This window comes from Pseudomonas sp. MRSN 12121 (assembly GCF_000931465.1).
In the GTDB taxonomy this organism is placed as follows: Bacteria; Pseudomonadota; Gammaproteobacteria; order Pseudomonadales; family Pseudomonadaceae; genus Aquipseudomonas.
This window is the reverse complement of sequence record NZ_CP010892.1, coordinates 2,868,591-2,894,536: the sequence shown is the minus strand read 5'-3', so window position 1 is coordinate 2,894,536 and position 25,946 is coordinate 2,868,591. Positions and strand designations below refer to the sequence as shown.

Sequence of the window (25,946 nt, the reverse complement as noted above, 5' to 3'; positions counted from 1 at the left end):
TTTTTAGTGGGGTCGGGGTTAGCGGCCGATGAAATTCGGCAGGCGTTTTTCCGTGGCCGCGCGCAAGGCTTCGGCGCCGTCGGCGCTGCGCCCGCAGAGCAGCCCGGCGGCCAGCTCGGCGCGCAGTTGCTCGGGCAGGCTGCGGTCGCCGCCTTCGCGCATCAGGCGTTTGGTCTGGGCGAAGGCGAAGGTCGGGCCACTGGCCAGGCGCGCGGCCAGCTCGCCGGCGACCGCCAGCAGTTGCTCGTCGGCGCACACCTCGCCGACCAGCCCCGCCGCCAGGGCGCGCTCGGCGCTCCAGAGCTCGTCGAGAAACAGCAGGCGCTTGGCCTGCTCGGTGCCGATCAGGCGTGGCAGGTGCCAGCTGGCGCCGGCGTCCGGCGAATAAGCCATGCCGGTGTAGCCGGCCTTGAAGCGCGCCGATTGCCCGGCGATGCGCAGGTCGCAGCACAGGCTCAGGTCCATGCCGGCCCCCACCGCGGTGCCGTTGATCGCGGCGATGGTGGGTTTGTCGAGGCTGTACAGGCGGCTCATCAGGGCATGCGCGGTTTCGGTCCAGCCGTAGCTTTCCAGGGCGCCCCGGGCCTCGGCCTCGGCCCATTCGGCAAGGTCGGCGCCGGCGCAGAAACTGCGACCGCTGCCGGTCAGCACCACGGCGCGTACCGCCGGGTCGGCGTTGCTGTCGTCCAGCAAGGCGTGGAGTTGCTTGAGGGTGGGAATGTCCAGCGCATTGCGCTGCGCCGTGCGGTTGAGGGTGATCCAGGCGACGCCTGCCTCGACCCGGCTGAGCAGTGACGATGAAGTGGTCATGTAAGGCCTCGAATTATTGTGTTTGGCGTGAGGTGAAGACGACTTGGGAGCGATACTAAACGAGTGTTCAGCAAGGAAACAATCGACGGACCGGGCCCTTGTAACAGCCAAAAAAATTCGCTATCCGATTGTTTTTATTAAGGTATTTTTCGGTAGCGGCGTAGAGTCCCGAGACTGCGTTACAACTTTGTACAACTGGCTACAGAGGGCGCAGGACTCGCCAGGCAGAGCACCGCGTTTTTCCAGATATTGCGCGGGCGCCAGGTTTGGCGGCCCTGCGGGCCGATCGCAGCCTCGCTACGCTCGGCAGCGGCTACACAAGGCAGGTCAGCCGCAAGAACCGATCTGCATCGATGCCAAAAACGCCGCGAAACCACCTGCCGGAACCCCACTCCCGTAGCCGCTGCCGAGCCCTGGCGAGGCTGCGATCGAGGCCGCAGGACTCGCCGGGCGGGCACCGCGTTTTTTCCAGATATTGCGCGGGCGTCAGGTTTGGCGGCCCTGCGGGCCGATCGCAGCCTCGCTGGGGCTCGGCAGCGGCTACACAAGGCATGGCAGCCGCAAGAACCGATTTGCATCGATGGCAAAAACGCCGCGAAACCACCTGCCGGAACCCCATCCCCCGTAGCCGCTGCCGAGCCCTGGCGAGGCTGCGATCGAGGCCGCAGGACTCGCCGGGCAGGCACCACGTTTTCCAGATCCTGCGCGGCGCCAGGTTTGGCGGCCCTGCGGGCCGATCGCAGCCTCGCTGCGCTCGGCAGCGGCTACACAAAGCGCGTCAGCCCGTGGAATCGATTTGCATCGATGCCAAAAACGCCGCGAAACCACCTGCCGGAACCCCATCCCCCTGTAGCCGCTGCCGAGCCCTGGCGAGGCTGCGATCGAGGCCGCAGGACTCGCCGGGCAGGCACCGCGTTTTTTCCAGATACTGCGCGGTGGCAGGTTTGGCGGCCCTGCGGGCCGATCGCAGCCTCGCTGGGGCTCGGCAGCGGCTACACAAAGCGCGTCAGCCCGCGGAATCGATTTGCATCGATGCCAAAAACACCGCGAAACCACCTGCCGGAACCCGTCCCCTGTAGCCGCTGCCGAGCCCTGGCGAGGCTGCGATCGAGGCCGCAGGACTCGCCAGGCAGGCACCACGTTTTCCAGATCCTGCGCGGGGCCAGGTTTGGCGGCCCTGCGGGCCGATCGCTGCCTCGCTGGGGCTCGGCAGCGGCTACGGGTACCCACGAAAAAAAACGCGACAGTCGCCTGTCGCGTTGTGTGTGGGTTGCCCGGCCTACACCGGTACGCTCGGTGCCAGCGGCAGCGCCCGTTTGCGCTGCACCAGGTAGTAGGCGCCGTAGCAGATCGCAATGAAGCCGAAGCCCCAGTACAGCGACGGGCGCTGGGTCTCATCCATGGCCAGGAACACGAACAGCGAGCAGCACAGGGCAATGCACAGCAGCGGCAGGACCGGGAACCACGGCGCGCGGTACTTCAGGTCTTCGAGCCTGCCGCCGTCGCGCAGGTAGGCGCGGCGGAACTTGTACTGCGCCAGGGCGATGACGATCCAGGTCACGGTGCCGGACATGCCGCTCACGGCCATCAGCACCATGAACAGGGTGTCGGCGGCGACGAAGCTGGTCATCAGCGAGATCAGCGCGAAGCACAGGGTGATGCCCAGGGCCCGCAACGGCACGCCGCGCTTGCTCAGCGGCGACAGGCCCTGGGGCGCCATGCCGGTCTTGGACATGGCCCAGAGGATGCGGGTCGAGGCATAGAGGCCCGAGTTGCCGACCGAGAGAATCGCGGTGAGGATCACGAAATTCATCAGGTCGGCGGCATAGGGAATGCCGACCATGTCGAACACCTGGACGAACGGGCTCTCCATCAACCCGGCCTGCTGCCAGGGCACGATGGCCGACAGCACCACGATCGCCAGCACATAGAAAATCAGCACTCGGAACACCACGTTGCGCACCGCGCGCGGGATGCTCTTCTCCGGCTGGTCGGTCTCCCCCGCCGCCACGCCCATGATCTCGCAGCCCTGGAAGGCGTAAACCACGGTCATCATCACCGCGAACACCGCCGACAGGCCGTTGGGGAACAGCGCATCGCCAACCAGGTTGCCGAACATCGGCGCCGGCGCGCCGCTGGTGAGCGGGATCGCGCCGAAGATCACCAGCACGCCGACCACGATGAAGCCCAGGATCGCCGCCACCTTGATCCCGGAAAACCAGTATTCCGCCTCACCGAAGGCCCGGGTAGCCAGGGCGTTGATGCCGAACAGCACCACCACGAACAGCGCCGACCAGTACCAGATCGGCACGCCCGGGAACCAGCGTTCCATCAGCATCCCGGCCGCGGTGAACTCCAGGCCCACGGTGGTGGCCCAGCTCATCCAGTACACCCAGCCGATCATGAAGCCGGTGGCCGGGCCGATGAACCGGGTGGCGTGGGTCTGGAACGAGCCCGACACCGGCATCTGCACCGACAGCTCGCCCAGGCAGACCATCACCAGGTACATCAGGAACCCCGCCACCAGGTAAGCCAGGATCGCCCCGAGCGGGCCGCCCTGGTTGATGATCACCCCCGAGCCCATGAACAGCCCGGTGCCGATCACCCCGCCCAGCGACAGCATGAAAATGTGCCGGCTCTTGAGGGCCCGGGTCAGGTGGATGCCTTTGCGTTCGATAGATTCGCTCATGTCGGCACCTCAGCGGTCGGTGAGGTGCGCGGCGGATGACAGGACGTCATGGCGCGGGGAAAGGTCAGCTTTACGGCCATTCATTATTATTATCTCCAATAAGCTTCGAAGACCGCGTCCGGCGCGGTTGCAGCGATTATTGGAAAGCCATGTAAGTTCGCGTTGAACCGAAAGATCGAAGATGTAAAAAGTCGTAAGGATTTTGTACGTCAGGCGTCCAGCAGCCGGGCCAGGGTCCGTTGCGCCTGCTGCAACTGCGCGTCCACCGCCTCGGCCATGGCCCGCACCGCCGGTTCGTCGTTGGCCAGCGCCGCGCGCTCCAGCGTTCGCAGCCCCTCGGCCAGGGCGCACAGCCCGAGGGACGCGCTGCTGCCGGCCAGGCGGTGGGCCAGGTGCGCGACCTCGGTACAGTCGTCGGCCGCCATGGCCTGTGCAAGCGCCGGGCGCTGCTGGGCCACGGCGTCGCGCAGTACCGCCAGCAGGCCGTTGAGCTTCTGTGTCCCGAGCAGCGCGCGGTGGGTTTCCAGCAATGGCCAGTCGAGGCTGGCGTCGTCCCGGACCGCTTCCCTCACCGGCGCCTGCCCGGCCAGGGCCTGGCGCAGGTTTTGCAGTTTCAGCGGCTTGGCGAGGATGCCTTGCATGCCGGCATCCAGGTAACTGCGTACCAGCGCCGGCTGCACACTGGCGGTCAGGGCGAAGATCCGGCAGTCGCGATTGGGCCCGTCGCCGGCCCGGATGCGCTGGCACAGCTCGACGCCGCTGATGCCCGGCAGGTGCACATCCAGCAGCATCAGGTCGAAACGCTGGCGGCGGCAGAACGCCAGGGCCTGTTCGCCCTCTTCCGCCAGCCAGACCCGATGCCCGTCGCTTTCCAGCAGGCCGCTGGCGACCTCGCGGTTCAGCGCCACATCCTCGACCACCAGGATATCCAGGCCCCCCGCCGGGCCCTCGGCCTGCACTTCGGCAGCGCTGCCCTGGGCGGCCGACAAGTCCAGCTCGAACCAGAAACAGCTGCCGCGCCCGACCTCGCTGTCGACGCCGATGCGCCCGTCGAGCAACTCCACCAGATGCTTGCTGATGGCCAGCCCCAGCCCGGTGCCGCCATAACGCTGGGCCACGTCCTCGCTGGCCTGGACGAAGCGCTCGAAGATCTTTTCCTGCATCGCCGGGGCGATGCCGATGCCGTTGTCGGTCACGCTCAGGCGCAAGCGCTGGCCACCCGCCCAGGCACTGCCCGGCAATACCTCGACCGCGACGCGGATCTGCCCGGCGCGGGTGAACTTGATGGCGTTGGCCAGCAGATTGCTCAGCACCTGGCGCAGGAACTGCTCGGCGCCGTGCAGCCGCCCGGCGAGCCGTGGATCGAGCTGGCGCTGCACCTGGGTGCCATTGGCCAGCGCATTGGGCTCGAGCAGCGTGAGCACTTCGTCGATCAGTTGCGCCACGGAGAAATCCACCGCCTCCGGATGGCTTTCGCCCTCCTCCAGCCGGGCGAAATACAGCACCTCGTTGAGAATCGTCAGCAGGCCCTCGCCCGCCTTGTACAAGGCTTCGAGACGTTTACCGTCGCGCTCGTCGAGGCGCGCGCCGCGCAGCAGCTCGGCCATGCCGAGAATGCCGTTGAGCGGCGTGCGCAGCTCGTGGCTCATGGTGGCGAGGAAGCGCGACTTGGCCAGGTTGGCCGCTTCGGCCTCGTCCTTGGCGCGCATCAGGCTGGCGGTGCGCCGCTCGACCCGTTTCTGCAGTTCGTCGCGCTTGTCCTGCAAGGCCAGGCGGTCGGCTTCGCGGCGATGGATGTCGCTGAGGATCGCCCGGCGCATGTCGTCCAGGGCATGCGCCACGGTGTCGATTTCGTCCGCGCCGCCGCGCTTGTCCAGGTGCAGCGGTTCGTCCCACTGGCCCGCGGCGATGCGCCGGGCGAACTCGGCCATCACTTGCAGGTGACGGGTCACCAGCCGGTAGAACAGCCCCGACAGCGCCACCGCCAGGCCGCAGAGAAACACGCTCATCCACAACAGGCTGGTCAGCCCGGTGGCGTACAGCCGCCGGTGCACCGCGCCCAGGTCGGTGCTGACTTCCAGTTGCCCCAGGTGCCGCGGGCCACCGCTGGGCGGCTGGTAATCCAGCTCGAAGCGCTCCACGCGCAGCGGCCCGAGCGGCTCGGCAGTGCCTTGCAGCAGGTCGAAATCCGGGCTGCTCAGGCGCACCCGGGCCACGTCGGAGAAGTCCACCAGGCCGCGCAGCTGCACGTTCAGCTGTTCCTGGTTCAGGTCCCACAGGCTGCGCTCCAGGCTGGCCAGGTAACCGTCGCGGATCAGCGCCATGCGCGCGTCGATCTCGCGCATTTCCCGGCGGTATTCGAAGTACAGCTGCACGCTACTGGCGAGCACGGTGAAACACAGGCTGAACAGGAAGATGAACAGCAGCAGGCGGCGCAGCAGGCCACCGGGGCGCGCGCCGATCATCGCGCGTCCGCCGGCAGGTTGAGCATGTCGCGGTAGGTCGCCTCGCTTTCGTCCAGCCAGCGTTCGATGTCCCCGGCGTCGGCCAGGCGCTGCAATTGCGCGTCGATGTCCGCCATGCGCGCGGCCAGCGCCGAGCGGCGCGACACCGCGACCCGCAGGTAATCGACGCTCAGCGCCCGGGGCAAGGCGACGATGTCCGCGGCCCCCGGCAGGCGTTCGACGAACAGTTGCCCGGTGCGCCGCTCGTGGGTGATGAAGTCGATGCGCCCGCGGACCAGCTTGCCGAAATTCTGCCGGCTGTCGGAGACCCATTCGATGTTGTGGTGGCGGGCGACGAAACGGTCGAACTCCGGCCCGTAGCTTTCCCCGAACAGCAGCCCGCCGCGGTAACCGGCGAGGTCGTCGAGGCGCTCGAAACGCACCGGGTGCCGGCGGTTGACGAACAGCGCGACTTCCTCGCGCAGTACCGGCACGCTGGAAAAACGCATGCTCTGCTCGCGCTCCTCGGTGCGGTAGGCCAGGACCACGTCGACCCGTCCTTCGGCGGCATCCAGCAGGCAGCGCTGCCAGTTGCCCAGCACGACGATCTCCACCTCGTAGCCCAACTGGCCGAACAGGCGCTTGACCACGGTCGGCGCCAGGCCGCGCACCTGCCGGCCGTCGCTCCAGGAAATCGGCGGGTATACCGGATAGTCGCAATAGCGGATGCGCTCGGCCGCCGACCCCGTGCCCGCCACCAGCAGCATCAGCGCCGCCAGCCAGCGCCCCGGGGCGTTCACGCCGCCACGCTGGCGGTAAACAGGTAGCCGGCGCCGTGGATGGTGATGATCAACTGCGGCTCGGCCGGGTCGTCGTGCAGCTTGCGCCGCAGACGGCCGACCAGCACGTCGATGGAGCGGTCGTTGGGCACCCATTCGCGGTTGCGGATCTGGTCCATCAGCTGGTCGCGGCTCAGCGTATGGCCGGTGTTGCGCAGGAACACGCTGAGCAGTTGGTACTCGCCGTGGGTCAGCAGGGTCTCGCCGCCCGCCTGGTCGATCAGGCGACGGCGGTCGGTGTCCAGGGACCAGGCGGCGAACCGCTTGACCGGGCGCGCGACCGCGGCTGGCGCTTGCTCGGCCCGGGCATGGCGCACCCGGCGCACCAGGTTCTTCGCCCGGGACACCAGCTCGCGCGGGTTGAGGGGTTTGATCACGTAGTCGTCGGCGCCGCATTCCAGGCCGACGATACGATCGATATCGTCGTTGCGCCCGGTGATGAGGATGATCCCCACTTCCGAGCGCACCCGCAGCTCGCGGGTCAGGGTCAGGCCGTCCTTGCCCGGCAGGCGGATATCCAGCATCACCAGATCGACCACATGGGCCGCGAGGAAGGTTTCGGCCAGCTCCGCCGTTTCGGCGCAGTGCACCTCGTAACCTTCCTGGGAGAGATAGGCCTGCAACAGTTCGCGAATCAGCGGATCGTCGTCGACGATCAATACCCGAGGAGTCATCGATGGTTGTCCTGGATGTTTCTTATTGTGGGTGTTCTACCGCATCGGCGCCCTGAGGTTAGCCACTACTGAACGATCGATCAACAGCCCTCTGTCTGGCGCCGGAAACGCTGGCGGGCGCCGGCCTGCAGGCCGTCGACCCAGGCCTCGCAGATCAGGATGCCCTGGCCCGGGGTGAAGGTCCCGGGGTTGAGCCCCGACTCCAGCCACAGGCCGTCGAGCAAGGCGCTGAGGCTGATGGCGGCGAGGTCGGCGTCGAAATCTTCCCAGCCCTCCTCGGCGGCCAGCTCGCCCAATACCCGGCTCAGTTCGTTGCGGTATTCGCCATAGGAATGTTCGTGGGCCTGGTTGATCGCCTCCGCGGTCTTCACCGCGCCCCAGAAGGCCAGCCAGGCGTCGAGCAGTTGCGGGTCGAGCAGCTCGGCGCTGAACGAGGCGTGAAAGAACGCCGACAGCCGCTGGCGGGCATTCGGCGCCGCCTGCGCCATGGCTTCGCGCAACAGGCTCATGACCCGCCCGGTGACCGCCAGGTAGGCCTCGGCCACCAGTTCGTCCTTGCCCGAATAGTGGTGGCTGATCAGCCCCACCGAAACCCCGGCCTCGGCGCAGATCCGCCGGATCGACGCGCCCTGGAAACCGTGGCGCTTGAGGCAGGTCAGGGTCGACTCGATCAGGTTGGCCTTGCGCAGTTCCGGTTCCATTCGGGAAAAACGCGCTTCCTGGTTCATGGGGCAATCTCCTCGGGGCAATCGATGGGGGGCGGCGCTGAACGACTGTACAGCAACAGCGTCCGGCGCCTCCAGCGGCGATCACCGCCAGCGCCGGTGCCTATCGGCTGGCCCAGGCGTTGAAGCGCTCCTCCAGCTCCTCGCCGTGGTCGACCCAGAACGCCACGTCCATCGCCAGCGCACCCGCCAGGTTCTGCGGGGCGGTGGGCACCCATTGCGCCAGGCGCGGGTCGAGCCGGGCCGCGGCCTCGGTATTGGTCGGCCCGTAGGGAATCTGCTCGACGTACTTGACCTGCGCCTCGGGCCGGTTGGCGAAGGCGATGAAGCGCTTGGCCTGCCCGGCATGCCGGGAGCCCTTGATGATCGCCCAGTAATCCATGCCGTACAGGCTGCCCGGCCAGACCAGCGCCAGGTGGCTGCCGGCCTGGGCCGCCTGGGCGACACGGCCGCTGTAGGTGGAGGTCATCGTCACATCGCCGGCGGCCAGCCACTGGGCCGGCTGCGCCCCGGCCTCCCACCATTGGATGTAGGGCTTGAGCTGATCGAGCTTGGCGAAGGCGCGGTCGACCCCCTGGGGCGTGGCGAGTTGGGCGTACACCTGGTCCACCGGCACCCCGTCCGCCAGCAAGGCGAACTCCAGGTTGTACACCGCGCGCTTGCGCAGGCCGCGCTTGCCGGGAAAGCGCTTCACGTCCCAGAAGTCCGCCCAGGACGCCGGCCCCGGGGCCAGCTTGTCGGTGTCGTAGGCAATGGCCACGCTCCACACCAGGGCGGCCGAGCCGCACGCTTGCGCGGCATCGGTGATCAGTTGCGCGCTGCCACCCAGCGCCTGCCAGTCCAGGCGCTCGTACAGGCCTTCGTCGCAGCCGCGCATCAGGTCCGGGCCTTCGATCTGCACCAGGTCCCAGTCGACGCTGCCGGTGTCGACCATGACCTTGATCCGCGCCATCTCGCCGTTGTACTCGCTCTGGATCAACCGACTGCCATCGCTGGCGCTGAAAGGCTGGAAGAACGCCACGTCCTGGGCCTTCTGCCCGGCGCCGCCGTAACCGACCACCACCATGTCCGGCGCCGCCCGGGCGCTGCCGAGACTGGTCAGCAGGGACAGTGACAAGGCGCAGGCAGCGTGCTTGAGCATTTTGGATTTCATCAGGGATTCCTCGTCGCGGTGCCGCTCGGGCGAGGTGCCGGGGCGGCCCTTTTTTATTGTTATGAGGTTCGCCCCGCATGGGGGGCGCGGATCGAAGCTACTGCAAGGCCAAGTAAAAAAACAAGTTGATTTTTTACTAAGGGTAAATTTTTATAGCGCAAAACAATAACGCCGAACCCTTCGGCTCCGGCCCGCTGGAGTACCTGCATGTCGACCCCAAGCCCTGCCTTCGCCCACCTTTTCGAGCCCCTGCAGATCCGCGGCAAACGCCTGAAGAACCGCATCATGTCCAGCGGGCACGACACCTCAATGCCCACCGACAACCAGGTCAACGAACGGCTGATCGCCTACCACCGGGCACGGGCCGAAGGCGGCGCCGGCCTGATCGTGCTGCAGGTCGCCGGGGTCCACGACAGTGCGCGCTACACCTCGCACGTGCTGATGGCCACCGACGACGCCTGCATCGACGGCTACCGGCGCCTGGCACAGGCCTGCCACGCCCACGGCACGCTGGTGCTGTCGCAGCTGTTTCACCCCGGGCGGGAGATCATGGAGTCCAGCGATGGCCTGCTGGCGGTGGCCTACTCGGCGTCGGCGGTGCCCAACGAGCGCTTCCGGGTCATGCCCCGCGCCCTGGACCAGGCGATGATCGACGAAATAGTCGCCGGCTACGCGGCCGCCGCCCGCCGCCTGCACCAGGCCGGGCTGGACGGCGTGGAAGTGGTCGCCAGCCATGGCTACCTGCCGGCGCAGTTCCTCAACCCGCGGGTCAACCGCCGCGACGACGGCTACAACGGCGACCTGGAGCAGCGCCTGCGCTTTGTCCGCGAAGTGATCGCGGCGATCCGCGCCAGCACCGACGCGCAGTTCATCGTCGGCTTGCGCATCAGCGCCGACGAGCGCGACCCCGAAGGCCTGACCGAGGACGAATCCCTGGCCGCGGTGCAGGCGCTGCAGGCCGGGCTGGACTACGTGCATATCGTCGCGGGGACGTCCGCCTCCCTCGGTGGCGCGGTGCACATCGTGCCGCCGATGGCGATCGAGCCGGCCTACCTGGCCCGGGAAGCGGCGACCTTCAAGGCGCGCCTGGACATCCCGCTGTTCGTCACCGGGCGGATCAACCAGCCCCAGGAAGCCGAGCTGATCCTCGCCCGTGGCCAGGCCGACGTCTGCGGCATGACCCGCGCGCTGATCTGCGACCCGCAGATGCCGAACAAGACCGAGGCCGGCCACGCCGAGGATGTGCGCGCCTGCATCGCCTGCAACCAGGCGTGCATCGGGCACTTCCACAAGGGCCTGCCGATTTCCTGCATCCAGCACCCGGAAACCGGCCGCGAGCTGGTGTTCGGTGCCCTCCAGCCAAGCCTGAAGCCGCGCCGGGTGATGGTCGCCGGCGGCGGCCCGGCCGGGATGAAAGCCGCGGCGGTGGCGGCGCAGCGCGGGCATCGGGTGACCCTCTACGAAGCCGGCGCGCAGCTCGGCGGCCAGGTCCTGCTCGCGCAACTGCTGCCGCGGCGCAGCGAATTCGGCGGCGCCAGCACCAACCTGCAGCGGGAAATGGAACGCGCTGGCGTGCGCGTGGTGCGCAACACCCGGGTCGACCTCGCCCTGGTGCAGCGCGAATGCCCCGACGTGGTGATCGTCGCCACCGGCGCGCAACCCTATTGGCCGCCCTTCGAGCGCGGCGGCGAGTTGCAGGTGGTGGACGCCTGGCAGGTGCTGCGCGGCGAGGTGAAGCCGGGGCGTTCGGTGGTGGTGGTCGACTGGCGCTGCGACTGGATCGGCCCCGGCATCGCCGAACAACTGACCCGCGCCGGGCATCAGGTGCGGCTGGCGGTCAACGGCACCCACTGCGGGGAAAACCTGCCGCTCTACGTGCGCGACCAGTTGGCCGGCGAGCTGCACAAGCTGGGCATCGCCATCACCCCTTACGCCCGGTTGTACGGCTGCGACGACAACACCGTGTACCTGCAACACACCGCCAGCGGCGAACCGATGCTGCTGGAAGACGTCGACACCCTGGTGCTCTGCCAGGGCCACCAGCCGCTGGACAGCCTCGGCGCCGAGCTGCAGGGCCAGGTGGAATTCCACCGCATCGGCGATTGCCTGGCGCCGCGCACCGCCGAGGAAGCGATTTATGAAGGCTTGAAAGTCGCGTGGCAGCTTTGAGCCTGTTTATACTCCGGGGCCTTCAGGTCCAGGCCGGCGCATAGACGCGCCCGGCCCCCTTCCCGGTTCGGAGCACGCCATGAGCAACAGCAGCACCACGCCGCCGGCCAGCAGCGCGCCCGCCTCCGCGAGCGGCGCCGCAGGGCCGCACTTTCTCGGCACGCGGATCCGCGGCCTGCGCAAGCGCCGGGGCATGACCCTGGCCGCCCTGGCCCAGTCGAGCGAGCTGACCGCCGGTTATATCAGCCAGCTGGAACGCAACCTCGCCTACCCGTCCATTCCGGCGCTGTTCAATATCGCCCGCAGCCTGGGCGTGACCATCCAGTGGTTCTTCGCCAGCGAGGCCAGCACCGCGCCCGAGGACAACGGCTATGTGGTGCGCAAGCACAGCCGCCTGAGCGTGCACTACGAAGATGGCATCGTCGATCAACTGCTGACCCCGCAACCCAACCGCCAGCTGGAAATCCTCCACTCGCGCTTTCCCCCGGGCACCTATAGCCAGCAGAGCTACAGCCACGAGGGCGAGGAAGCCGGCTACCTGCTGTCCGGCAGCTTCGAGCTGTGGGTCGGCGAGCGCCACTTCCTGCTCGGCGAAGGCGACAGTTTCAGCTTCTCCAGCCAGGAGCCCCACCGCTACGGCAACCCCGGCGAGGTCGACGCGGTGGTGATCTGGGTGATTACCCCACCGACCTTCTGAACCGGCCACGATCGGCAGGTACTACTCCGCGGTCGTCGGATCGATGATCGAGGTGACCTGCGCCACCCGATTCGCCGGAAACCCGCCCCGCCGGGCATGTTCCCTGACGAGTTCCTCGTTCGGCGCGATATAGACGCAGTAGATCCTGTCGCCGGTGACATAGCTGTGCAGCCACTGCACCTGCGGCCCCAGCTCGCCGAGCACCTTGCAGGACGCTTGCGAGATCCCTTGCAGCGCCTCGGCCGACAGCGCTCCGGCGCCGGGGATATCGCGTTCGATGACAAATTTCGGCATGACGACCTCCGCTTCGCGAATGGCAGGAACACGCCGGCGCGTCATGGAATCGACCGCCCGCGTGTCACTTCACTATCGACCCGGCGGCCGCTGGCGTCCTGCCCGGTCGTCCGGATGTGCTCGGCGACAGACCGCCCCTGCCGGTATCCGGACCAGCGGGCTATTCGGCCGCGGGCGTGACCCGGCAGCTCTTGCGGTGACGGATCTCCTGGTCCGACGGCCGCTGCCTGACGAATTCGAAGCGCGGCTCCCCCTCGCTGTAGGTGACCAGCCAGCCCCACTCCAACTCAGACTCGTCCTGGCCCGGTTTCGGCGGTGCCGCCCACCACGGTTCCCTGGTAACGATCTGGCGCATGCTGCCTCCCGTCTATTCGGCTCCCGGCCACTATAGCGTGCACACCCACAGGCACCCGAGGCCCGGCTGACCGACGGAACCGGCCCCGGCCGATGGCCCTTTGCCCGCCCGGGGACTGTCGGCATTCGGTCATTTTTATCGGCTGTAATGGCGACTCACGTCCCTCACGCCAAGGAAAAGCACGATGAGACTCGCGACCTACAACGTCGAAAACCTGTTCAACCGGGCCAAGGCCATGAACCTGGAAGGCTGGGCCGAAGGCAAGCCGGTGCTGGAAGCTTTCGCCCGGCTCAACCAGTTGCTCGGCGAGCCGACCTACAGCGCCCAGGACAAGGTGCGGATGGTCAGCCTGCTGACCGAGTTGGGGCTGGCCGCATCGGACCGGGGCCCCTTCGTGATCCTGCGGCAGAACCGCGGCAGCCTGGTCAAGCGACCCAAGGCCGGTGGCCTGGAAATCGTCGCCAATGGCCGGACCGAGTGGGTCGGTTCGCTGGAGCTGATCGAAGCGCCGGTGGACCTGGAGGCCATGCGCAATACCGCACGGGTGATGATCGACCTGAAGGCCGACGTGCTGGCGGTGGTCGAGGCGGAAAGCCGCCCGGCCCTGCGCGATTTCAACACGGAAATCATCGGCGGCCTGGGCGGGCCGACGTTCAAGCATGTGATGCTGATCGACGGCAACGACACCCGCGGCATCGATGTCGGCCTGATGACCGCCGCGGGCTACCCCATCGGCACGCTGCGCAGCCACGTGGACGATGCCGCGGCCGACGGCGAGCTGATCTTTTCCCGCGATTGCGCGCAGTTCCAGATCCCGCTGCCGGCGCCACAACAGCCGGAGCGGCAGTTGATCGTGCTGGTCAACCACCTCAAGAGCAAAGGCTTCGGCAGCCTGGCGGCCTCGGCGAAAAAACGCCAGGCCCAGGCCGAGCGGATCAAGGCCATCTACCAGGAACTGGTGGCCCGGGGCGAGCGCTACATCGCCGTGGTCGGCGACTTCAACGACACCCCCGACAGCGCGCCGCTGGCACCGCTGCTGCAAGACACCGACCTCAAGGACGCCTTTGTCCATCCAGCCTTCGACGACGGCGGCTACCCCGGCACCTTCGATACCTGCAAGGCAGCGAACAAGATCGATTACCTGCTGCTGTCCCCCGCGCTGTTCGCCACCGTCAGCGCCGGCGGCGTGTGGCGCAAGGGCATGTGGCCGGGCAGCCGCCCCCAACGCTGGGACGTCTACCCGGAACTGGACAAGAAGGAAAACGCCGGCTCCGACCACGCGGCGGTGTGGGTCGACCTGGCGCTGTAACGGCGCAGGCCCCGCTCGCGAGCGGGGCCCGTGCAAGGGCGTAGTCAGCCCTGGGCGGTGGCGCTGGCGGCCTCGTGGATAAAGGCCGCGACCTCCGCCGCCCGCGAGGCCAACGAGGCATGGGAACTGGCCAGGGTCAGGGTCTTGCGCGGGTTGAGCCGCGCGGCCATCAACTGCTGGTTGCGCGGGTGGATCATCCGGTCGTCGCTGGAGATCTGGTACCAGGACGGCTTTTTCTTCCAGGCCGGCGCGCTGATGGTGTCGCCGAAGGTGCTGGCCAGCGGCGCCTTCTGGGTCACCGCCATGACCAGCGCTTCATCAGCGCCCAGGTCCTGGCAGAAGCTCTCGTGGAAGGCCTCGGGCTTGAGCCACAGGTAGCCGTCGCTGTCGGGGGCGAGGTTGGCAGCCGCCGCGGGCAGATGCTGCTGGGTGATGGCGCCCGGGCTTTCCCCAGCATCCGGGGCGAAGGCGGCGATGTACACCAGCCCGACCACGTTGGGCTGGTCGCCCACTTCGGTAATCACCGCCCCACCGTAGGAATGCCCCACCAGCAACACCGGGCCATCGACCTGGGCAATCATCTTGCGGGTTCGCTCGGCGTCGTCGGCCAGCGACGTCAAGGGCATCTCCACCGCGCGGATCGCGCTGTAGCCCTTGCGCGCCAACTCGACGATCACCTTGCTCCAATGGGCCGCATCGCCCCAAAAACCGTGCACCAACACAATCGTAGGCTGATCACTCATGCGCTTGAATCCTCTGTCTGGATAAAGACCGCACGCCGCTGGCGGCGGTACTGCCGGGTCCTGCAGCTCGCTCGTCGACGACGCGGCAGGAGACGCCCCGCCCCGTGCTGACTTATGCTCGGACGCGCTCATTATCGAAGGGGACGGTGCCGACCGACCATGACCGAAAAACCTAAGACTGTGCCCAAACGCCAGAGCGCGCCGCTCGATGCCGCCAGCGCCCCCACCGACCTCAGGCACCCGAGCGCCGATGTGTTTTTCGAGGTGTTCAGCATCGCCCGGATGCAGGGCGAACTGCTCGGCGAAACCCGCCTGCAAGCGGGCCAGGTGTTGCAGCAAGCGGCGGGCGTCGCCCGCTTCCATGTAATCCAGGACGCCACTTGCCACCTGCGGCTCGACGACGGCGCGACCACACTCCTGGCCCCCGGCGACATCCTGTTCGTCTCCCACGGCCAGGGCCACCAGCTGCAAGGCGCCGCCCCGGATTCCATGCCGCGGATCACCAGCGGGCTGTTCCGCTTCGAGGGCGGTTGTGGCCAGGCATTGATCCAGGGCTTGCCCAGCCTGCTGCATGTCAGCTGCCAGAGCGCCGACCGCAGCGACCCGATCGGCTCCCGGGAATGGCTGGCGCTGACGGTGGCGGCGATGCAGAAAGAAGTGCGCAACCCGTCGATCGGCAGCGCCATCATGCTCTCGCGGATCATCGACCTGATGTTCATCTGGGCCGTGCGCCACTGGCTGGCCCATGCCCCGCAAGGCATCGGCGGCTGGATCGCCGCCCTGCGCGACCCGCTGATCGGCCAGGCCCTGGCGCTGCTGCACGCCGAGCCAGGGGCCTCCTGGAGCGTCGAGCGCCTGGCCGGCCTGGTCAAGCAATCGCGCACCAGCCTGACCCAACGCTTCGCCCGCCTGGTGGGCCAATCGCCGATGCGCTACCTGACCCACTGGCGCATGCAACTGGCCGGGCAGCGCCTGCAAACCTCCAGCCTGCGGGTGTCGCAGATCGCCGAGCAGTTGGGCTATGAATCCGAAGCGGCGTTCAGCCGGGCCTTTCGCCGCGATTTCGGGGTCACCCCCAGCGAATACCGCGCCCTGGCTTGAGCGGCTGGCACGGCACCGGCGTCAGCCCCGCAGCGCCTCGAACAGCGGCGCCGAAGCGTTGTACAGCGGCACCCGGCCCTTGAGCAGGATCTGCGCGCTGCGCCGGTAGGCCGCCGCGGCGATCCGCATCGAATCGCCTTCCTCACAGGCCGTGATCAAGGTGTCCAGCAGCCCCGCCGGGTTTTCGATCGACACCGGGTATTCCGCCATGGCGCGGCCCAGCGGCCTGGGATGCTTCAGCAGCTCGTGGGCCACGGTGCCTGGCGCCAGGCAGGCGGCGGCCAGGCAACAGCCGCCGGAGACGGCCAGCGAGGGATGGGCGTTCTGCGGGGTGAAGTAACGGGTATTGATGTCGCCCGCGCCCTGGGCCGGGCTGACGATGCAGATCTTCGGCAGGGTTTCGCTGCGTTGCAGCTCCTCGGCGCTCATCAAGGCGCCGCTGCGGTTGCGCAACTGCATGCGCAGGCCGCCCTGCACCATCAGGCCGATCAAGCGCGCCTTGAATTCGCTGTCGGCGTCCAGCTGCGCCGGGGTTTCCAGGCCGCTCTTGCCCAGGTCCGCGGCCTGGACGATGACCATCGGCACCGCCACGTCCAGGCAGGTGGCGCGCACGCCGTCGAGCAGGTCGACACGCTGCCCGGTGGGAAACAGCTTTCCGGTCTTGGCCCCCACCGGGTCGCTGAGAAACAGGTCGACCCCGGGGAACACGCCGTTGACCCCGGGGATACGCGTATCGCTCAGCAGCCGGCCGTCCTTGAACGCCACGCGCGCGCTCAGGGTGGTCTGGGTATTGCTGTTGAAGATCTCGATCTGTGCGCTGTCCGCGTCCGCGCTCAGCCAGCCGCGCTCCAGGGCATACAGCGGCAGGGCCGCCGACATGTTGCCGCAGTTGACGCTCCAGTCGATCGCGCTCTTGCCCGCCGCCAGTTGCGCCAGGGTGCTGATCATGCGCGACTCGCCGGGCCGGCGCTCGGCGATGAACACCTTGTTGCTGGTGGGCCCGCCGCGGCCCAGGCCGGTGATCTGGTTATTGCCCGGCAGCTCGCCGCAAAGCGGCACGCCCATCAGGTGGCGCAGCAGCTCTTCGACCAGCAGCGGGTCCTCGGGCAGGGTTTCGCGCGCCAGGATCAGGCCGGTGGACGTGCCACCGCGGGCGTGCCAGACGGGGAACTCCATGATGCCGGCGCGCAGCTGGGGAAGATCCGCTTGCAAAGACATGATCGGCTCGCTCTGAAGGACGACAGGTGGCGATCATAAACCGCCGCCCGGCCGGGTGCAGCTGCGCCGTTTTCCGCCGCCCACGGGCCGCCATGCAGATGAACGAAGTTGAACTAGTATGGATTTCGTGAGGCCCAGCCATTGAAACGCCGACGCGCCAACCGGCCGCAACCTTTCATGGGCTATTGCAGGCGAGCTGAACACTTCCGGGAGGAAAATCATGCTCGATTACATTGCACTGGGCATTCTGATCTTCGCGGCGATCGTCCTGTTCTACGGGATCATCGTCCTGCACGACATCCCCTACGAAATCGCCGTCCATCGCAATCATCCGCACCAGGACGCCATTCACGCGGCCGGCTGGGTCAGCCTGTTCACCCTCCATGCGCTGTGGCCGTTCCTGTGGATCTGGGCCATGGTCTACCGCGAGGACCGGGGCTGGGGCTTTGGCGCCAAGGCGCGGATCCCCGCGGAACAGGCACTGGCGCAGGAACTGGCCGAGCTGCGCCGGCGCGTCGAGCACCTTGAAGGAAAACCCCGGCCCGCGCCGCCCGCGGATGGCAGGAGATAAGCCATGGACCTGCTCCTGATCCTCACCTACACCGCCATCTGCGTCGCCATCTTCAAGATCTTCCGCATCCCCCTGAACAAATGGACGGTGCCCACCGCGGTACTCGGCGGTGTGGTGCTGATCGGCGCGCTGATATTCCTGATGAACTACAACCACCCCTACTCCGAGGTGGCGCGTTCCTACTTCGTCTCGGTGCCGGTGATCCCGGTGGTCACCGGCAAGGTGATCGAGGTGCCGGTGCACGGCAACACGCCGCTGGAACCCGGCGACGTGCTGTTTCGCATCGACCCCGAACCGTTCGAGAACCGCCTCAAGTCGCTCAAGGCCCAGCAGGTGGCCGCGCGGGGCGACCTGTACCGGATCAATGAGTTGATCAGGCGCAACTTCGGCACCCGCCGCGAGCAGGAAGCCGCGATTGCCCTGGTGGACAGCCTGCAGGCGCAGATCGACAACGCCCAGTTCGAGCTGGACAACACCGTGGTCCGCGCGCCGAGCAAAGGCTTCGTCACCCATGTGTCGCTGCGCCCGGGGATGATGGCGAGCAAGCTGCCGCTGCGCCCGTCGATGGTGTTCGTGCCCCAGGAAAGCCAGTACTTCGCCGCCTGGATGCGGCAGAACAGCCTGCTGCGCCTGGTCCCGGGGGACGAGGCGGAAATCGCCTTCGACGGTATCCCCGGCAAGGTGTTCAAGGGCCGGGTGAAAAATGTCATCGCGGTGATCGGCGAAGGCCAGGTACAGCCGTCCGGCACCCTATTGAGCTACAGCGGCTCACCACCGCCGGGGCGGGTGCCGGTGGTCATCGAGATCACCGACCCGGACTACCAGCCCTACGCCGCCCTGATGCCCGGCGGCGCCTACGGCCAGGCGGCGCTCTACAGCCAGCACTTCCACCACGTGGCGATCATGCGCAAGATCCTTTTGCGCATGGCGGCGTGGATGAACTACATCTTTCCGTTTCATTGAGGCGCCACGCCCCTACTCCTCGCGGCGACCGCTGGCATCGCGGTCGCGTGCGTAGTGCCTGGCAAGTGGAAACGCCGGCAACCAGGACTCACGCCGCACGGTCCAGAGTTCGTAGGTCGGCCGCAGCTGGTCCGGGGCATCCAGGGCGCCGAGGCTGATTTCGATTTCATCGGCGCTGCGGCCGAACACCGACGAGCCGCATTCGGGGCAGAAACAACGCCCGCCGTAATCGCGGGTTTCGCCTTCGAGGGTCACCGCGTCCTCGGGGAATATCGCCGCGGCATGGAACAGCGCGCCATGGTGCTTGCGGCAGTCCAGGCAATGGCACAGGCCGACCCGGTACGGGCGCCCCGCTGCCTCGAACCGTACCTTGCCGCACAGGCAGCCGCCGGTGAATCGTTGCATGTCGCACCTCCTCTTCGCCAAGGGTTCGGGCCGACCTCGCGGCGCTCCTCAGGTACTGGCCGTCCCGGTTGGCGCCGGGTGCCCGGCAACCCGCTGCTCTGCCTGCCGGGGGTCACGTTGCAAGCGGTTGCGCCAGATCCGGTAGGCGCGGATGCCGGCGCGCACCGAGGGGAACAGCAGGCCCTGCTCCATCTCACGCGCCAGGCCCGAGCGCACCAGCATGCGCAGGAAGGTGCCATGCGCCCGGGCGATGCCCAGCACTATGCCGCGGGCCTTGAGGGTATCGCGCACTTCCCTGAGCGCGACGATACCGCTGACGTCGATCGAGGTGACCGCCTCGGCGACGAACAGCACGGCCCGCGGCTCGGGCTCGCGCTCGACCGCCTCCAGCAGGCGCGCCTTGAAGTAGTCGGCGTTGAAAAACAGGATCGCGTCGTCGAAGCGGTACACCACTAATCCTTGCAGCGTGCGCGCCTGCGGGTATTGGCCGATATCGACCTGGCCTTCGATGCCGCGGACCCAGCCCAGCACCGCGTCGGTGGGCTGGTAGATGCTCTTGAGCAGCCGCAGGATCGCCAGCAGCACCGCGATGATGATGCCCGGCAGCACGCCCACGCCGAGCACGCCCAGGGTGGTCAGCACACACAGCCAGAACTCGAAGCGGCTGAGCGTGCGGATCACCCGCATCGAATGAACGTCGATCAGCCCCCAGCCGGCCATCAGCAGCACCGCCCCCAGCGCCGCCTGGGGAATCCAGGCCATGGGCGCGGTGAAGAACAGCAGGATCAGGGCGATCACCAGGGCAGCGATGATGCCCACCAGCTGGCTCTTGCCACCCACCATGCTGTTGACCGCCGTGCGCGAGTCGGCGCCGCTGATGGCGAAGCCGCTGGACACCCCGGCCGCGAGGTTCGACACGCCCAGGGCCAGGAACTCATGGTTGGCATTGATGGTGTAGCCATTGCGCGCGGCGAAGCTGCGGGCGGTCAGCATGGCGCTGCAAAAGCTCACCGTGGCGATCCCCAGCGCATCGCGCAGCAGGCTTTTCAGCTCGGCCAGGTCGGTCTCGGGCCAGCTCAGGCGCGGCATGCCCGAAGGGATCGGGCCGAGCACGGCGACCCCGTGGCGATCCAGCCCCAGCACGGCCACGCACAGGGTGGCGACGACCACCGTCACCAGCGCCGCGGGCAGCCTCTGGAAACGCCGTGACAGCCAGATCAGCAGCGCCAGCGCAGCCACGCCGACAGCCAGGGTCGGCAGGTGCGTTTCGCCCAGCCGGCGCAGCATGTTCAGCAGGCTGAGAATGAACCCGTCGCCCTCGATCTTGTAGCCCAGCACCTTGCCCAGTTGCCCGGCCAGCAGGCTCAGGCCGATCCCATTGAGGTAGCCGATCAGGATCGGCCGCGAGAAAAAACTGGCGATGAAGCCCGCCCGGGCAATGCCGGCGGCGATCAGCAGCAGGCCGACCAGCCCCGTGACGATCACCGCCAGTTGCGCCAGGCGTGCAGGATCGCCCAGCGCCAGCGGCGCGATCGCGCCGGCGACCATGGCGCAGGTCGCCGCGTCCGGCCCGACCATCAACTGCCGCGAACTGCCCACCAGCGCATAGACCATCATCGGCAACACGCAGGCATACAGGCCGTACTGCGGCGGCAGCCCGACGATCTGCGCATAGGCGATGGCGATCGGGATCTGCACCGCCGCCACCGACAACCCGGCCTGCAGGTCATAGCGGAACCATTCGCGGCGGTAGTGCAACAGATTGGCCAGGCCAGGCAGCCAGCGGGCAAGCAGCATGGAAGTACCTTCCAGAACAATGGACGAAAAGGCAGGACGGGCACGCGCGGCAGGCCCTGGCTGAGAGATAAGCAGAGCCGGTTTTGTTTGCAACAAAATAGCAGAAGTTGCCTCGCTCACTGAGCGGACGAACCGCTCTGGACCGTGGCTCTGCGCCCGCCACGGGGCCTGCTCCGAGGAAAAAAGCCAATTGTCCTGTGTTTCGCTCCTGCTTTCCTGCGTCCATAGCTCGCAACGTTCGGCGCACTATTTTCAGCGCCTCTTTTGTTCATCGCCGCCCGTGCTCGTCGCCGCCCGCTTTTTCTGCCTGGAGTTTTCCCGATGTCGTCGTCCCGTCCCCTGCCCTCCGCCTTGCTGGGCCTGGCCCTTGTCTGTCCGGCCATGGCCTGGGCCGAGGGCCTGGAGCTGGGGCAGGTGCTGATCGGTGCCGAGGACCGCAGCCGCGAAGACGCCGCGCTCGAGGAGGCCGAGGCGCGGCTGGCCCAGGTACCCGGCGGCAGCAATCTGGTCGACCTGCGCCGCCCGCTGCAGGGCCGCGTGGCCAGCAACCAGGACGTGCTGGCCTATCAGCCGGGGGTCTATGCCCAGTCTGCGGGCAACGAAGGGGTGAAGATTTCGATCCGCGGCTCGGGCCTCAACCGCGCACCGGGCGCCCACGCCTCGGGGCTGTACACGATGCTCGACGGCCTGCCGCTGACCGGCCCCGGCGGCACGCCCTATGAATTGCTCGAGCCGCTGTGGCTCGAACGCGTGGAAGTGTTGCGCGGCGCCAACGGCTTCGACCGTGGCGCCCTGGCCCTGGGCGGCGCCATCGACTACATCAGCCACACCGGTTACGACGCGCCGCGCCTGCAAGTGCGCTACGCCACCGGCAGCCTCGGCTACCAGCAGCGCCAGGTCAGCTCCGGGCAGGTGCTGGGCGACTTCGACTATTACCTGGCCCTGACCGACGCCCGCGCCGACGGTTACCAGGACCACACCGCCAGCACCAGCCAGGGCGTCGTCGCCAACTTCGGCTATCGCTTCAACCCGAACCTGGAAACCCGCTTCTACATTCGCCACCGGCAGACCGACAACGACCTCGCCGGGCGGGTCAGCAAAGGCTCCATCGAACATGACCCGCGGGCGGCCAACCCGGCCTATGTGAAGCGCGACGACAGTCGCGACCAGCCGGGCAGCACCTTTATCGGCAACAAGACCACCTGGTACCTCGACGACGATTCGAGCATCCAGACCGGCCTGGCCTACCACGACTACCCCATGGACCTGCGCGAAGGCCCGAACCGCCTGAAGGTGGCCTACACCGATGTCAGCGGCACCTTCGACTACAAGCGCCGCGACACCCTGTGGGGCCTGGAAAGCCGCAGCACCCTGGGCCTGCGAGTGACCAAGCACCTGCCCAACGCCGGGGCCAGCGAGCAGGTGCGCATCCCCACCGGCAACACCGCCGGCTTCGCCCCCGGCACGGCCATGCGCAACTTCACCTACCAGGGTTCGGACAGCGTGCTGCACGTGGGCAACGACCTGGAGATCGCCGACGACCTGTGGCTGACCACGGGCCTGGCCGCTATCTATACCCGTCGCGAAAGCGCCGTGACCTACCCCGAGGGCGGCGGCAAGACCAGCCTCGGTGACTGGGACTACGCGCCGCGCCTGGGCCTGCGCTACCAGCTCACGCCCGACCTGCAGCTGTTCGGCAACCTCAGCCGCTCGGTCGAGGCGCCGCATCCCTGGTCGCTGATCTACAGCTCCAACATTCGCTTTCCGACCGGCAGCGGCGCCGCCACCGGCACCCAGCGCGACCCGGTCAAGCTGCGCAACCAGACCGCCACCACCCTGGAACTCGGCGGCCGCGGCGACAGCCGTCTGGGCCAGTGGAGCCTGGCCTGGTACTACGCCCAGGTCCGCCACGAACTGCTCTCGGTGCTGCCGGACGCCAACGCCACCACGCCCTACGAGCTCAACGCCAGCCCCACCGTGCACCAGGGCGTGGAAGCCAGCCTGCACAGCAACCTCTGGTCCCGCCCCGACGGCGGCCAGCTGAGCCTGCGCCAGAGCTACACCTTCAGCGACTTCCACTACCGCGACGATCAGCGCTTCGGCGACAACCGCCTGCCCGGCCTGCCCATGCACTACTACCAGGGCGAACTGCGCTACGACTGGCCCCAGGGCTTCTTCGCCGCGCTCAACACGCAGCTGGTGTCCAAGGTCGCGGTGGACTATGCCAACAGCTACTACGCCGATCCCTACGCCCTGTTCGGCGCCACCCTGGGCTACAACGCGCCCAAGGGCGACTGGCAGACCTGGCTCGACCTGCGCAACCTGACCGACAAACGCTACGCCGCCACCGTCACGCCGGGGTATGACGACAAGGGACTGGACGCGGCACGGTCGACGCCGGGGGAAGGGATGGGGGTGTATGTGGGGGTGTCGTGGAGTTTGCGCTGAGGCCTGCGCCCACCAGACACAGCGCATCAGCGCCGGGTGATCACTCGTTCAGGTCCTTGATCAGGTAGCCGTCTACGATTTGCGCAATGCCCGTCAACGCCGTACGTAGCAACTCCGGTTCAGTGCGATAGCGCAATGGCGTGTAACCGTAGGTATTGGCGCCGTTGAATGCGGTGATCGTCTCGACGCGCTGCCAGATCAGTTCGTCGCCGCGTTTCATGACACCGTTCACCGCAATCGTCGGGTACACAACGCTGCTGAAACCTTGAGTCAGCGCAAACCCCCAATTGATGATGGTCAACTGAATCTGCGCATCGGCCGGTTCGTTTTCACCCACGATCTTGAAACGACCGGTAGCGGACAGTTGCTCCTCAAAACTCTTTTTGACCAACTCGCCCAGATTGATGTCGGCGGTTTGCATGTTGTAGAGAATCGCCTCGACCGTCGACATTGACGCCAGATCCCCTGCCTTCAAGCCTGCTGCAAACCCGGCGCCACCCAAGGCGGCCTTGCCGAGGTTCGATGCGCCTGCCGCCATGCCTACGCCGGTGCCGATCCCCGCGCCCAATGCCGCACCCCAGGCCTGTTCGCGTCCCATGTAGCTCATTTCCTGGGGCTTCCACGACACCGGAAGGATTTTCACCCGGTGTATCTGGGTACGGTATTCGGGCTTGAACTTCTGGTTGGCGCATCCGGCAAGGAACAGAACGGCCAATACCAGGACAGCAATCTTCTTCATGAACCACTCGCGATACGAAAGGAATGTGCGCACGTTGTCGTCATGGGGCGGGAATTCTGAAGCGAAAAAGGCAGCGCGAGCCGATGTATTTCGTGGAGTCTGCTCTGAGGGGTTTGAAGATCGGCTCGGGACAGGCCCTTCGTGCACTGCTGACAAGATCGATCGTCCCCACGCGACCGCCTGAACCTCAGCCAACGCCCTGCCCCACGCTTCTAATCGATCCCATTGATGATTATTATCGAGCCGCCCGCCTGTCGGGCCGCCAGGACCGGCTCCTATAATCGCCGCGAATTCTCCCCCGCTCCTTCGCCTGCCTCAGGCGCCATTCCCTCTTGGAACCCAGCATCATGCCAAGTGCAAACCAGGCCCCTCATGGCCCCCTCGAACATAGTCAACAGAGCGTCAAGCAGCAGTGGCTGGCGATTCTTTCCGTCGCCGTGGGCGCCTTCGCCCTGGTGACCAGCGAGTTCCTCCCGGTGGGTGTGCTCAACGATGTCGCCAGCGACCTGGGCATCACCGCCGGCCACGCCGGCCTGATGGTCACCCTGCCCGGCATCATGGCCGCCCTCGCCGCGCCCTTGCTGTCCGTGGGTATCGGCACCCTGGACCGCCGCTACCTGCTGATCGGCCTGACGCTGATCATGATCATCGCCAACTCGGTCGTGGCCTACGCCAGCGACTTCAACCTGCTGCTGTTCGGCCGCGTACTGCTGGGCATCAGCATCGGCGGTTTCTGGGCGACCGCCATCGCCCTCAGCGGCCGCCTGGCCCCCAAGGGTGTCGGCGTGGCGAAGGCCACCTCGATCATCATGATGGGCGTGACACTCGCCACCGTGCTCGGCGTGCCCGTGGGCACCTGGCTGAGCGGCCTGATGGGCTGGCGCATGACCTTCCTGGCCACCGCGCTGCTGGGCATTCCGGTGCTGCTGGCGCAGGTGTTCCTGCTGCCACGGCTGGCGCCGGACAAGGCCATTCGCATCCATGACCTGCCGGCCCTGTTCATCAACCCGCTGGCCCGCGTCGGACTGATCGCCGTGTTGCTGATCGGCCTGGCCCACTTCGCCGCCTACACCTATGTCGCGCCCTTCTTCAAACAGAGCGCCGGCTTCGACGGCCAGACCATCGGCTCGTTCCTGCTGCTGTATGGCGTGGCCGGGGTCGTGGGGAATATCTTCGCCGGCTTCGCCGCCAACCGCAGCGTGCGCCACACCCTGTTGCTGGTCGCCCTGATGATCGGCACCAGCACCGCTCTATTCCCCCACTTCGCCACCGGCATGACCGGCGCGGCGATGCTGATCGCGCTCTGGGGCTTCGCCTTCGGCGCCTTCCCGGCCTGCGCCAGCATCTGGATGTTCGTCGTGGCGCCCAAGGATGTGGAACGCGGCATGCCGCTGTTCGTCGCCCTGTTCCAGGTGATCATTGCCCTGGGCTCGTTCTTCGGCGGGCGGATCGTCGACCAGATGGGCAGCTCGGTGCTGCTGAGCCTGGCCACGGCCCTGGTGGGCTGCGGTTTTGTGACTGTGCTGGTGCTGGGGCGCAACGTCAGTAACAGCCTGGCGGCCCAGCCGGGCTAGCAGGCTGATGTTAATAGCGGCGTGATCCGAATGCAGGCTTTAATATCCAAGCTCATTGACAGCCACATTAACCTCGACTCCGCACAAAGATGGAAGTACCAGACGGCGCGTCTTGGGTCGCGATAACCCTCTCTTTCAAGGAAGAAACGATGTTGAAAATGACTTTCGGCGCTCTGTTGTTGACCTTGTCGACGTCCGTCGCACTTGTTCCGGGTTATGCGCCCTACGG

General features: G+C 67.1%; 22 protein-coding genes. 8 read left to right on the top strand and 14 right to left on the bottom strand.

Annotated elements, in window-relative coordinates; translation table 11 throughout:
* Positions 1-18: 18 nt before the first annotated feature.
* The 7 genes from TO66_RS13280 to TO66_RS13250 all read right to left on the bottom strand — a co-directional run bounded on the left by TO66_RS13280 (position 19) and on the right by TO66_RS13250 (position 9,334).
* On the bottom strand, positions 19-810 hold the full coding sequence (locus TO66_RS13280) for an enoyl-CoA hydratase/isomerase family protein (RefSeq protein ID WP_044462746.1): 792 nt from the start codon (positions 808-810) through the stop codon (positions 19-21).
* Between the two features lie 1,279 nt (positions 811-2,089).
* Positions 2,090-3,499, bottom strand: coding sequence for an amino acid permease (locus tag TO66_RS13275; protein WP_044462745.1), 1,410 nt, complete (start codon positions 3,497-3,499; stop codon positions 2,090-2,092).
* 209 nt (positions 3,500-3,708) lie between these two features.
* On the bottom strand, positions 3,709-5,964 hold the full coding sequence (locus tag TO66_RS13270; RefSeq protein ID WP_044462744.1) for a hybrid sensor histidine kinase/response regulator: 2,256 nt from the start codon (positions 5,962-5,964) through the stop codon (positions 3,709-3,711).
* Positions 5,961-6,710: an ABC transporter substrate-binding protein gene (locus TO66_RS13265; RefSeq protein ID WP_044466020.1), complete on the bottom strand. Its 750-nt coding sequence runs from the start codon at positions 6,708-6,710 to the stop codon at positions 5,961-5,963. The genes TO66_RS13270 and TO66_RS13265 overlap by 4 nt, the downstream gene beginning before the upstream one ends.
* Before the next feature lie 29 nt (positions 6,711-6,739).
* Positions 6,740-7,456 (bottom strand): response regulator, encoded by a 717-nt coding sequence (locus tag TO66_RS13260; protein ID WP_044462743.1) that lies wholly within the window; start codon positions 7,454-7,456, stop codon positions 6,740-6,742.
* A gap of 80 nt (positions 7,457-7,536) precedes the next feature.
* Positions 7,537-8,184 carry a TetR family transcriptional regulator C-terminal domain-containing protein gene (locus TO66_RS13255; RefSeq protein WP_044462742.1) on the bottom strand — a complete coding sequence of 216 codons (648 nt, stop codon included), beginning with the start codon at positions 8,182-8,184 and terminating at the stop codon, positions 7,537-7,539.
* A gap of 100 nt (positions 8,185-8,284) precedes the next feature.
* Positions 8,285-9,334: an ABC transporter substrate-binding protein gene (locus TO66_RS13250; protein WP_044462741.1), complete on the bottom strand. Its 1,050-nt coding sequence runs from the start codon at positions 9,332-9,334 to the stop codon at positions 8,285-8,287.
* Between the two features lie 207 nt (positions 9,335-9,541).
* Between TO66_RS13250 and TO66_RS13245 the strand changes: the two genes are divergently transcribed.
* Both TO66_RS13245 and TO66_RS13240 read left to right on the top strand, forming a co-directional pair.
* Complete coding sequence (locus TO66_RS13245; protein WP_044462740.1) at positions 9,542-11,503, top strand: FAD-dependent oxidoreductase; 1,962 nt, start codon at positions 9,542-9,544, stop codon at positions 11,501-11,503.
* A 79-nt stretch (positions 11,504-11,582) separates the two neighbouring features.
* Positions 11,583-12,200 carry a cupin domain-containing protein gene (locus tag TO66_RS13240; RefSeq protein WP_044462739.1) on the top strand — a complete coding sequence of 206 codons (618 nt, stop codon included), beginning with the start codon at positions 11,583-11,585 and terminating at the stop codon, positions 12,198-12,200.
* A gap of 21 nt (positions 12,201-12,221) precedes the next feature.
* Here TO66_RS13240 and TO66_RS13235 read toward each other — a convergent pair whose 3' ends face one another.
* Positions 12,222-12,494: a DUF4242 domain-containing protein gene (locus TO66_RS13235; RefSeq protein WP_044462738.1), complete on the bottom strand. Its 273-nt coding sequence runs from the start codon at positions 12,492-12,494 to the stop codon at positions 12,222-12,224.
* Positions 12,495-12,654: 160 nt separating this feature from the next.
* Positions 12,655-12,849 (bottom strand): hypothetical protein, encoded by a 195-nt coding sequence (locus TO66_RS13230; RefSeq protein WP_044462737.1) that lies wholly within the window; start codon positions 12,847-12,849, stop codon positions 12,655-12,657.
* Positions 12,850-13,033: 184 nt separating this feature from the next.
* Here TO66_RS13230 and TO66_RS13225 point away from each other — a divergent pair, with 184 nt between their 5' ends.
* Positions 13,034-14,158 (top strand): endonuclease/exonuclease/phosphatase family protein, encoded by a 1,125-nt coding sequence (locus TO66_RS13225; protein ID WP_044462736.1) that lies wholly within the window; start codon positions 13,034-13,036, stop codon positions 14,156-14,158.
* Positions 14,159-14,202: 44 nt separating this feature from the next.
* Here the strand turns inward: TO66_RS13225 and TO66_RS13220 are convergent, their stop codons facing one another.
* Positions 14,203-14,901 carry an alpha/beta hydrolase gene (locus TO66_RS13220; protein WP_044462735.1) on the bottom strand — a complete coding sequence of 233 codons (699 nt, stop codon included), beginning with the start codon at positions 14,899-14,901 and terminating at the stop codon, positions 14,203-14,205.
* Positions 14,902-15,060: 159 nt separating this feature from the next.
* On the opposite strand from TO66_RS13220, the gene TO66_RS13215 reads away from it, so the two are divergent.
* A complete protein-coding gene (locus tag TO66_RS13215) occupies positions 15,061-16,002 on the top strand; it encodes an AraC family transcriptional regulator (RefSeq protein WP_044462734.1) in 942 nt (313 codons plus the stop codon).
* Between the two features lie 21 nt (positions 16,003-16,023).
* Here the strand turns inward: TO66_RS13215 and TO66_RS13210 are convergent, their stop codons facing one another.
* Positions 16,024-17,220, bottom strand: coding sequence for a PrpF domain-containing protein (locus TO66_RS13210; protein ID WP_044462733.1), 1,197 nt, complete (start codon positions 17,218-17,220; stop codon positions 16,024-16,026).
* Positions 17,221-17,440: 220 nt separating this feature from the next.
* Between TO66_RS13210 and TO66_RS13205 the strand changes: the two genes are divergently transcribed.
* Together TO66_RS13205 and TO66_RS13200 are read left to right on the top strand one after the other, a co-directional pair.
* The gene (locus TO66_RS13205) at positions 17,441-17,791 is read left to right on the top strand and encodes a DUF3302 domain-containing protein (RefSeq protein ID WP_044462732.1); all 351 of its coding nucleotides are present in this window, start codon (positions 17,441-17,443) and stop codon (positions 17,789-17,791) included.
* Between the two features lie 3 nt (positions 17,792-17,794).
* Positions 17,795-18,754, top strand: a complete 960-nt coding sequence (locus tag TO66_RS13200; protein WP_044462731.1) for an HlyD family secretion protein — start codon at positions 17,795-17,797, stop codon at positions 18,752-18,754.
* A 12-nt stretch (positions 18,755-18,766) separates the two neighbouring features.
* On the opposite strand, the gene TO66_RS13195 is transcribed toward TO66_RS13200, so the two are convergent.
* Positions 18,767-19,159: a GFA family protein gene (locus TO66_RS13195; protein ID WP_044462730.1), complete on the bottom strand. Its 393-nt coding sequence runs from the start codon at positions 19,157-19,159 to the stop codon at positions 18,767-18,769.
* A gap of 48 nt (positions 19,160-19,207) precedes the next feature.
* Positions 19,208-20,956, bottom strand: coding sequence for a SulP family inorganic anion transporter (locus tag TO66_RS13190; RefSeq protein WP_044462729.1), 1,749 nt, complete (start codon positions 20,954-20,956; stop codon positions 19,208-19,210).
* A 321-nt stretch (positions 20,957-21,277) separates the two neighbouring features.
* On the opposite strand from TO66_RS13190, the gene TO66_RS13185 reads away from it, so the two are divergent.
* The gene (locus tag TO66_RS13185) at positions 21,278-23,404 is read left to right on the top strand and encodes a TonB-dependent receptor domain-containing protein (RefSeq protein WP_044462728.1); all 2,127 of its coding nucleotides are present in this window, start codon (positions 21,278-21,280) and stop codon (positions 23,402-23,404) included.
* A 40-nt stretch (positions 23,405-23,444) separates the two neighbouring features.
* On the opposite strand, the gene TO66_RS13180 is transcribed toward TO66_RS13185, so the two are convergent.
* Positions 23,445-24,143 carry a lipoprotein gene (locus TO66_RS13180; RefSeq protein WP_044462727.1) on the bottom strand — a complete coding sequence of 233 codons (699 nt, stop codon included), beginning with the start codon at positions 24,141-24,143 and terminating at the stop codon, positions 23,445-23,447.
* A gap of 347 nt (positions 24,144-24,490) precedes the next feature.
* Here TO66_RS13180 and TO66_RS13175 point away from each other — a divergent pair, with 347 nt between their 5' ends.
* Positions 24,491-25,717, top strand: coding sequence for an MFS transporter (locus TO66_RS13175; RefSeq protein WP_044462726.1), 1,227 nt, complete (start codon positions 24,491-24,493; stop codon positions 25,715-25,717).
* The last annotated feature ends 229 nt before the right edge of the window (positions 25,718-25,946 follow it).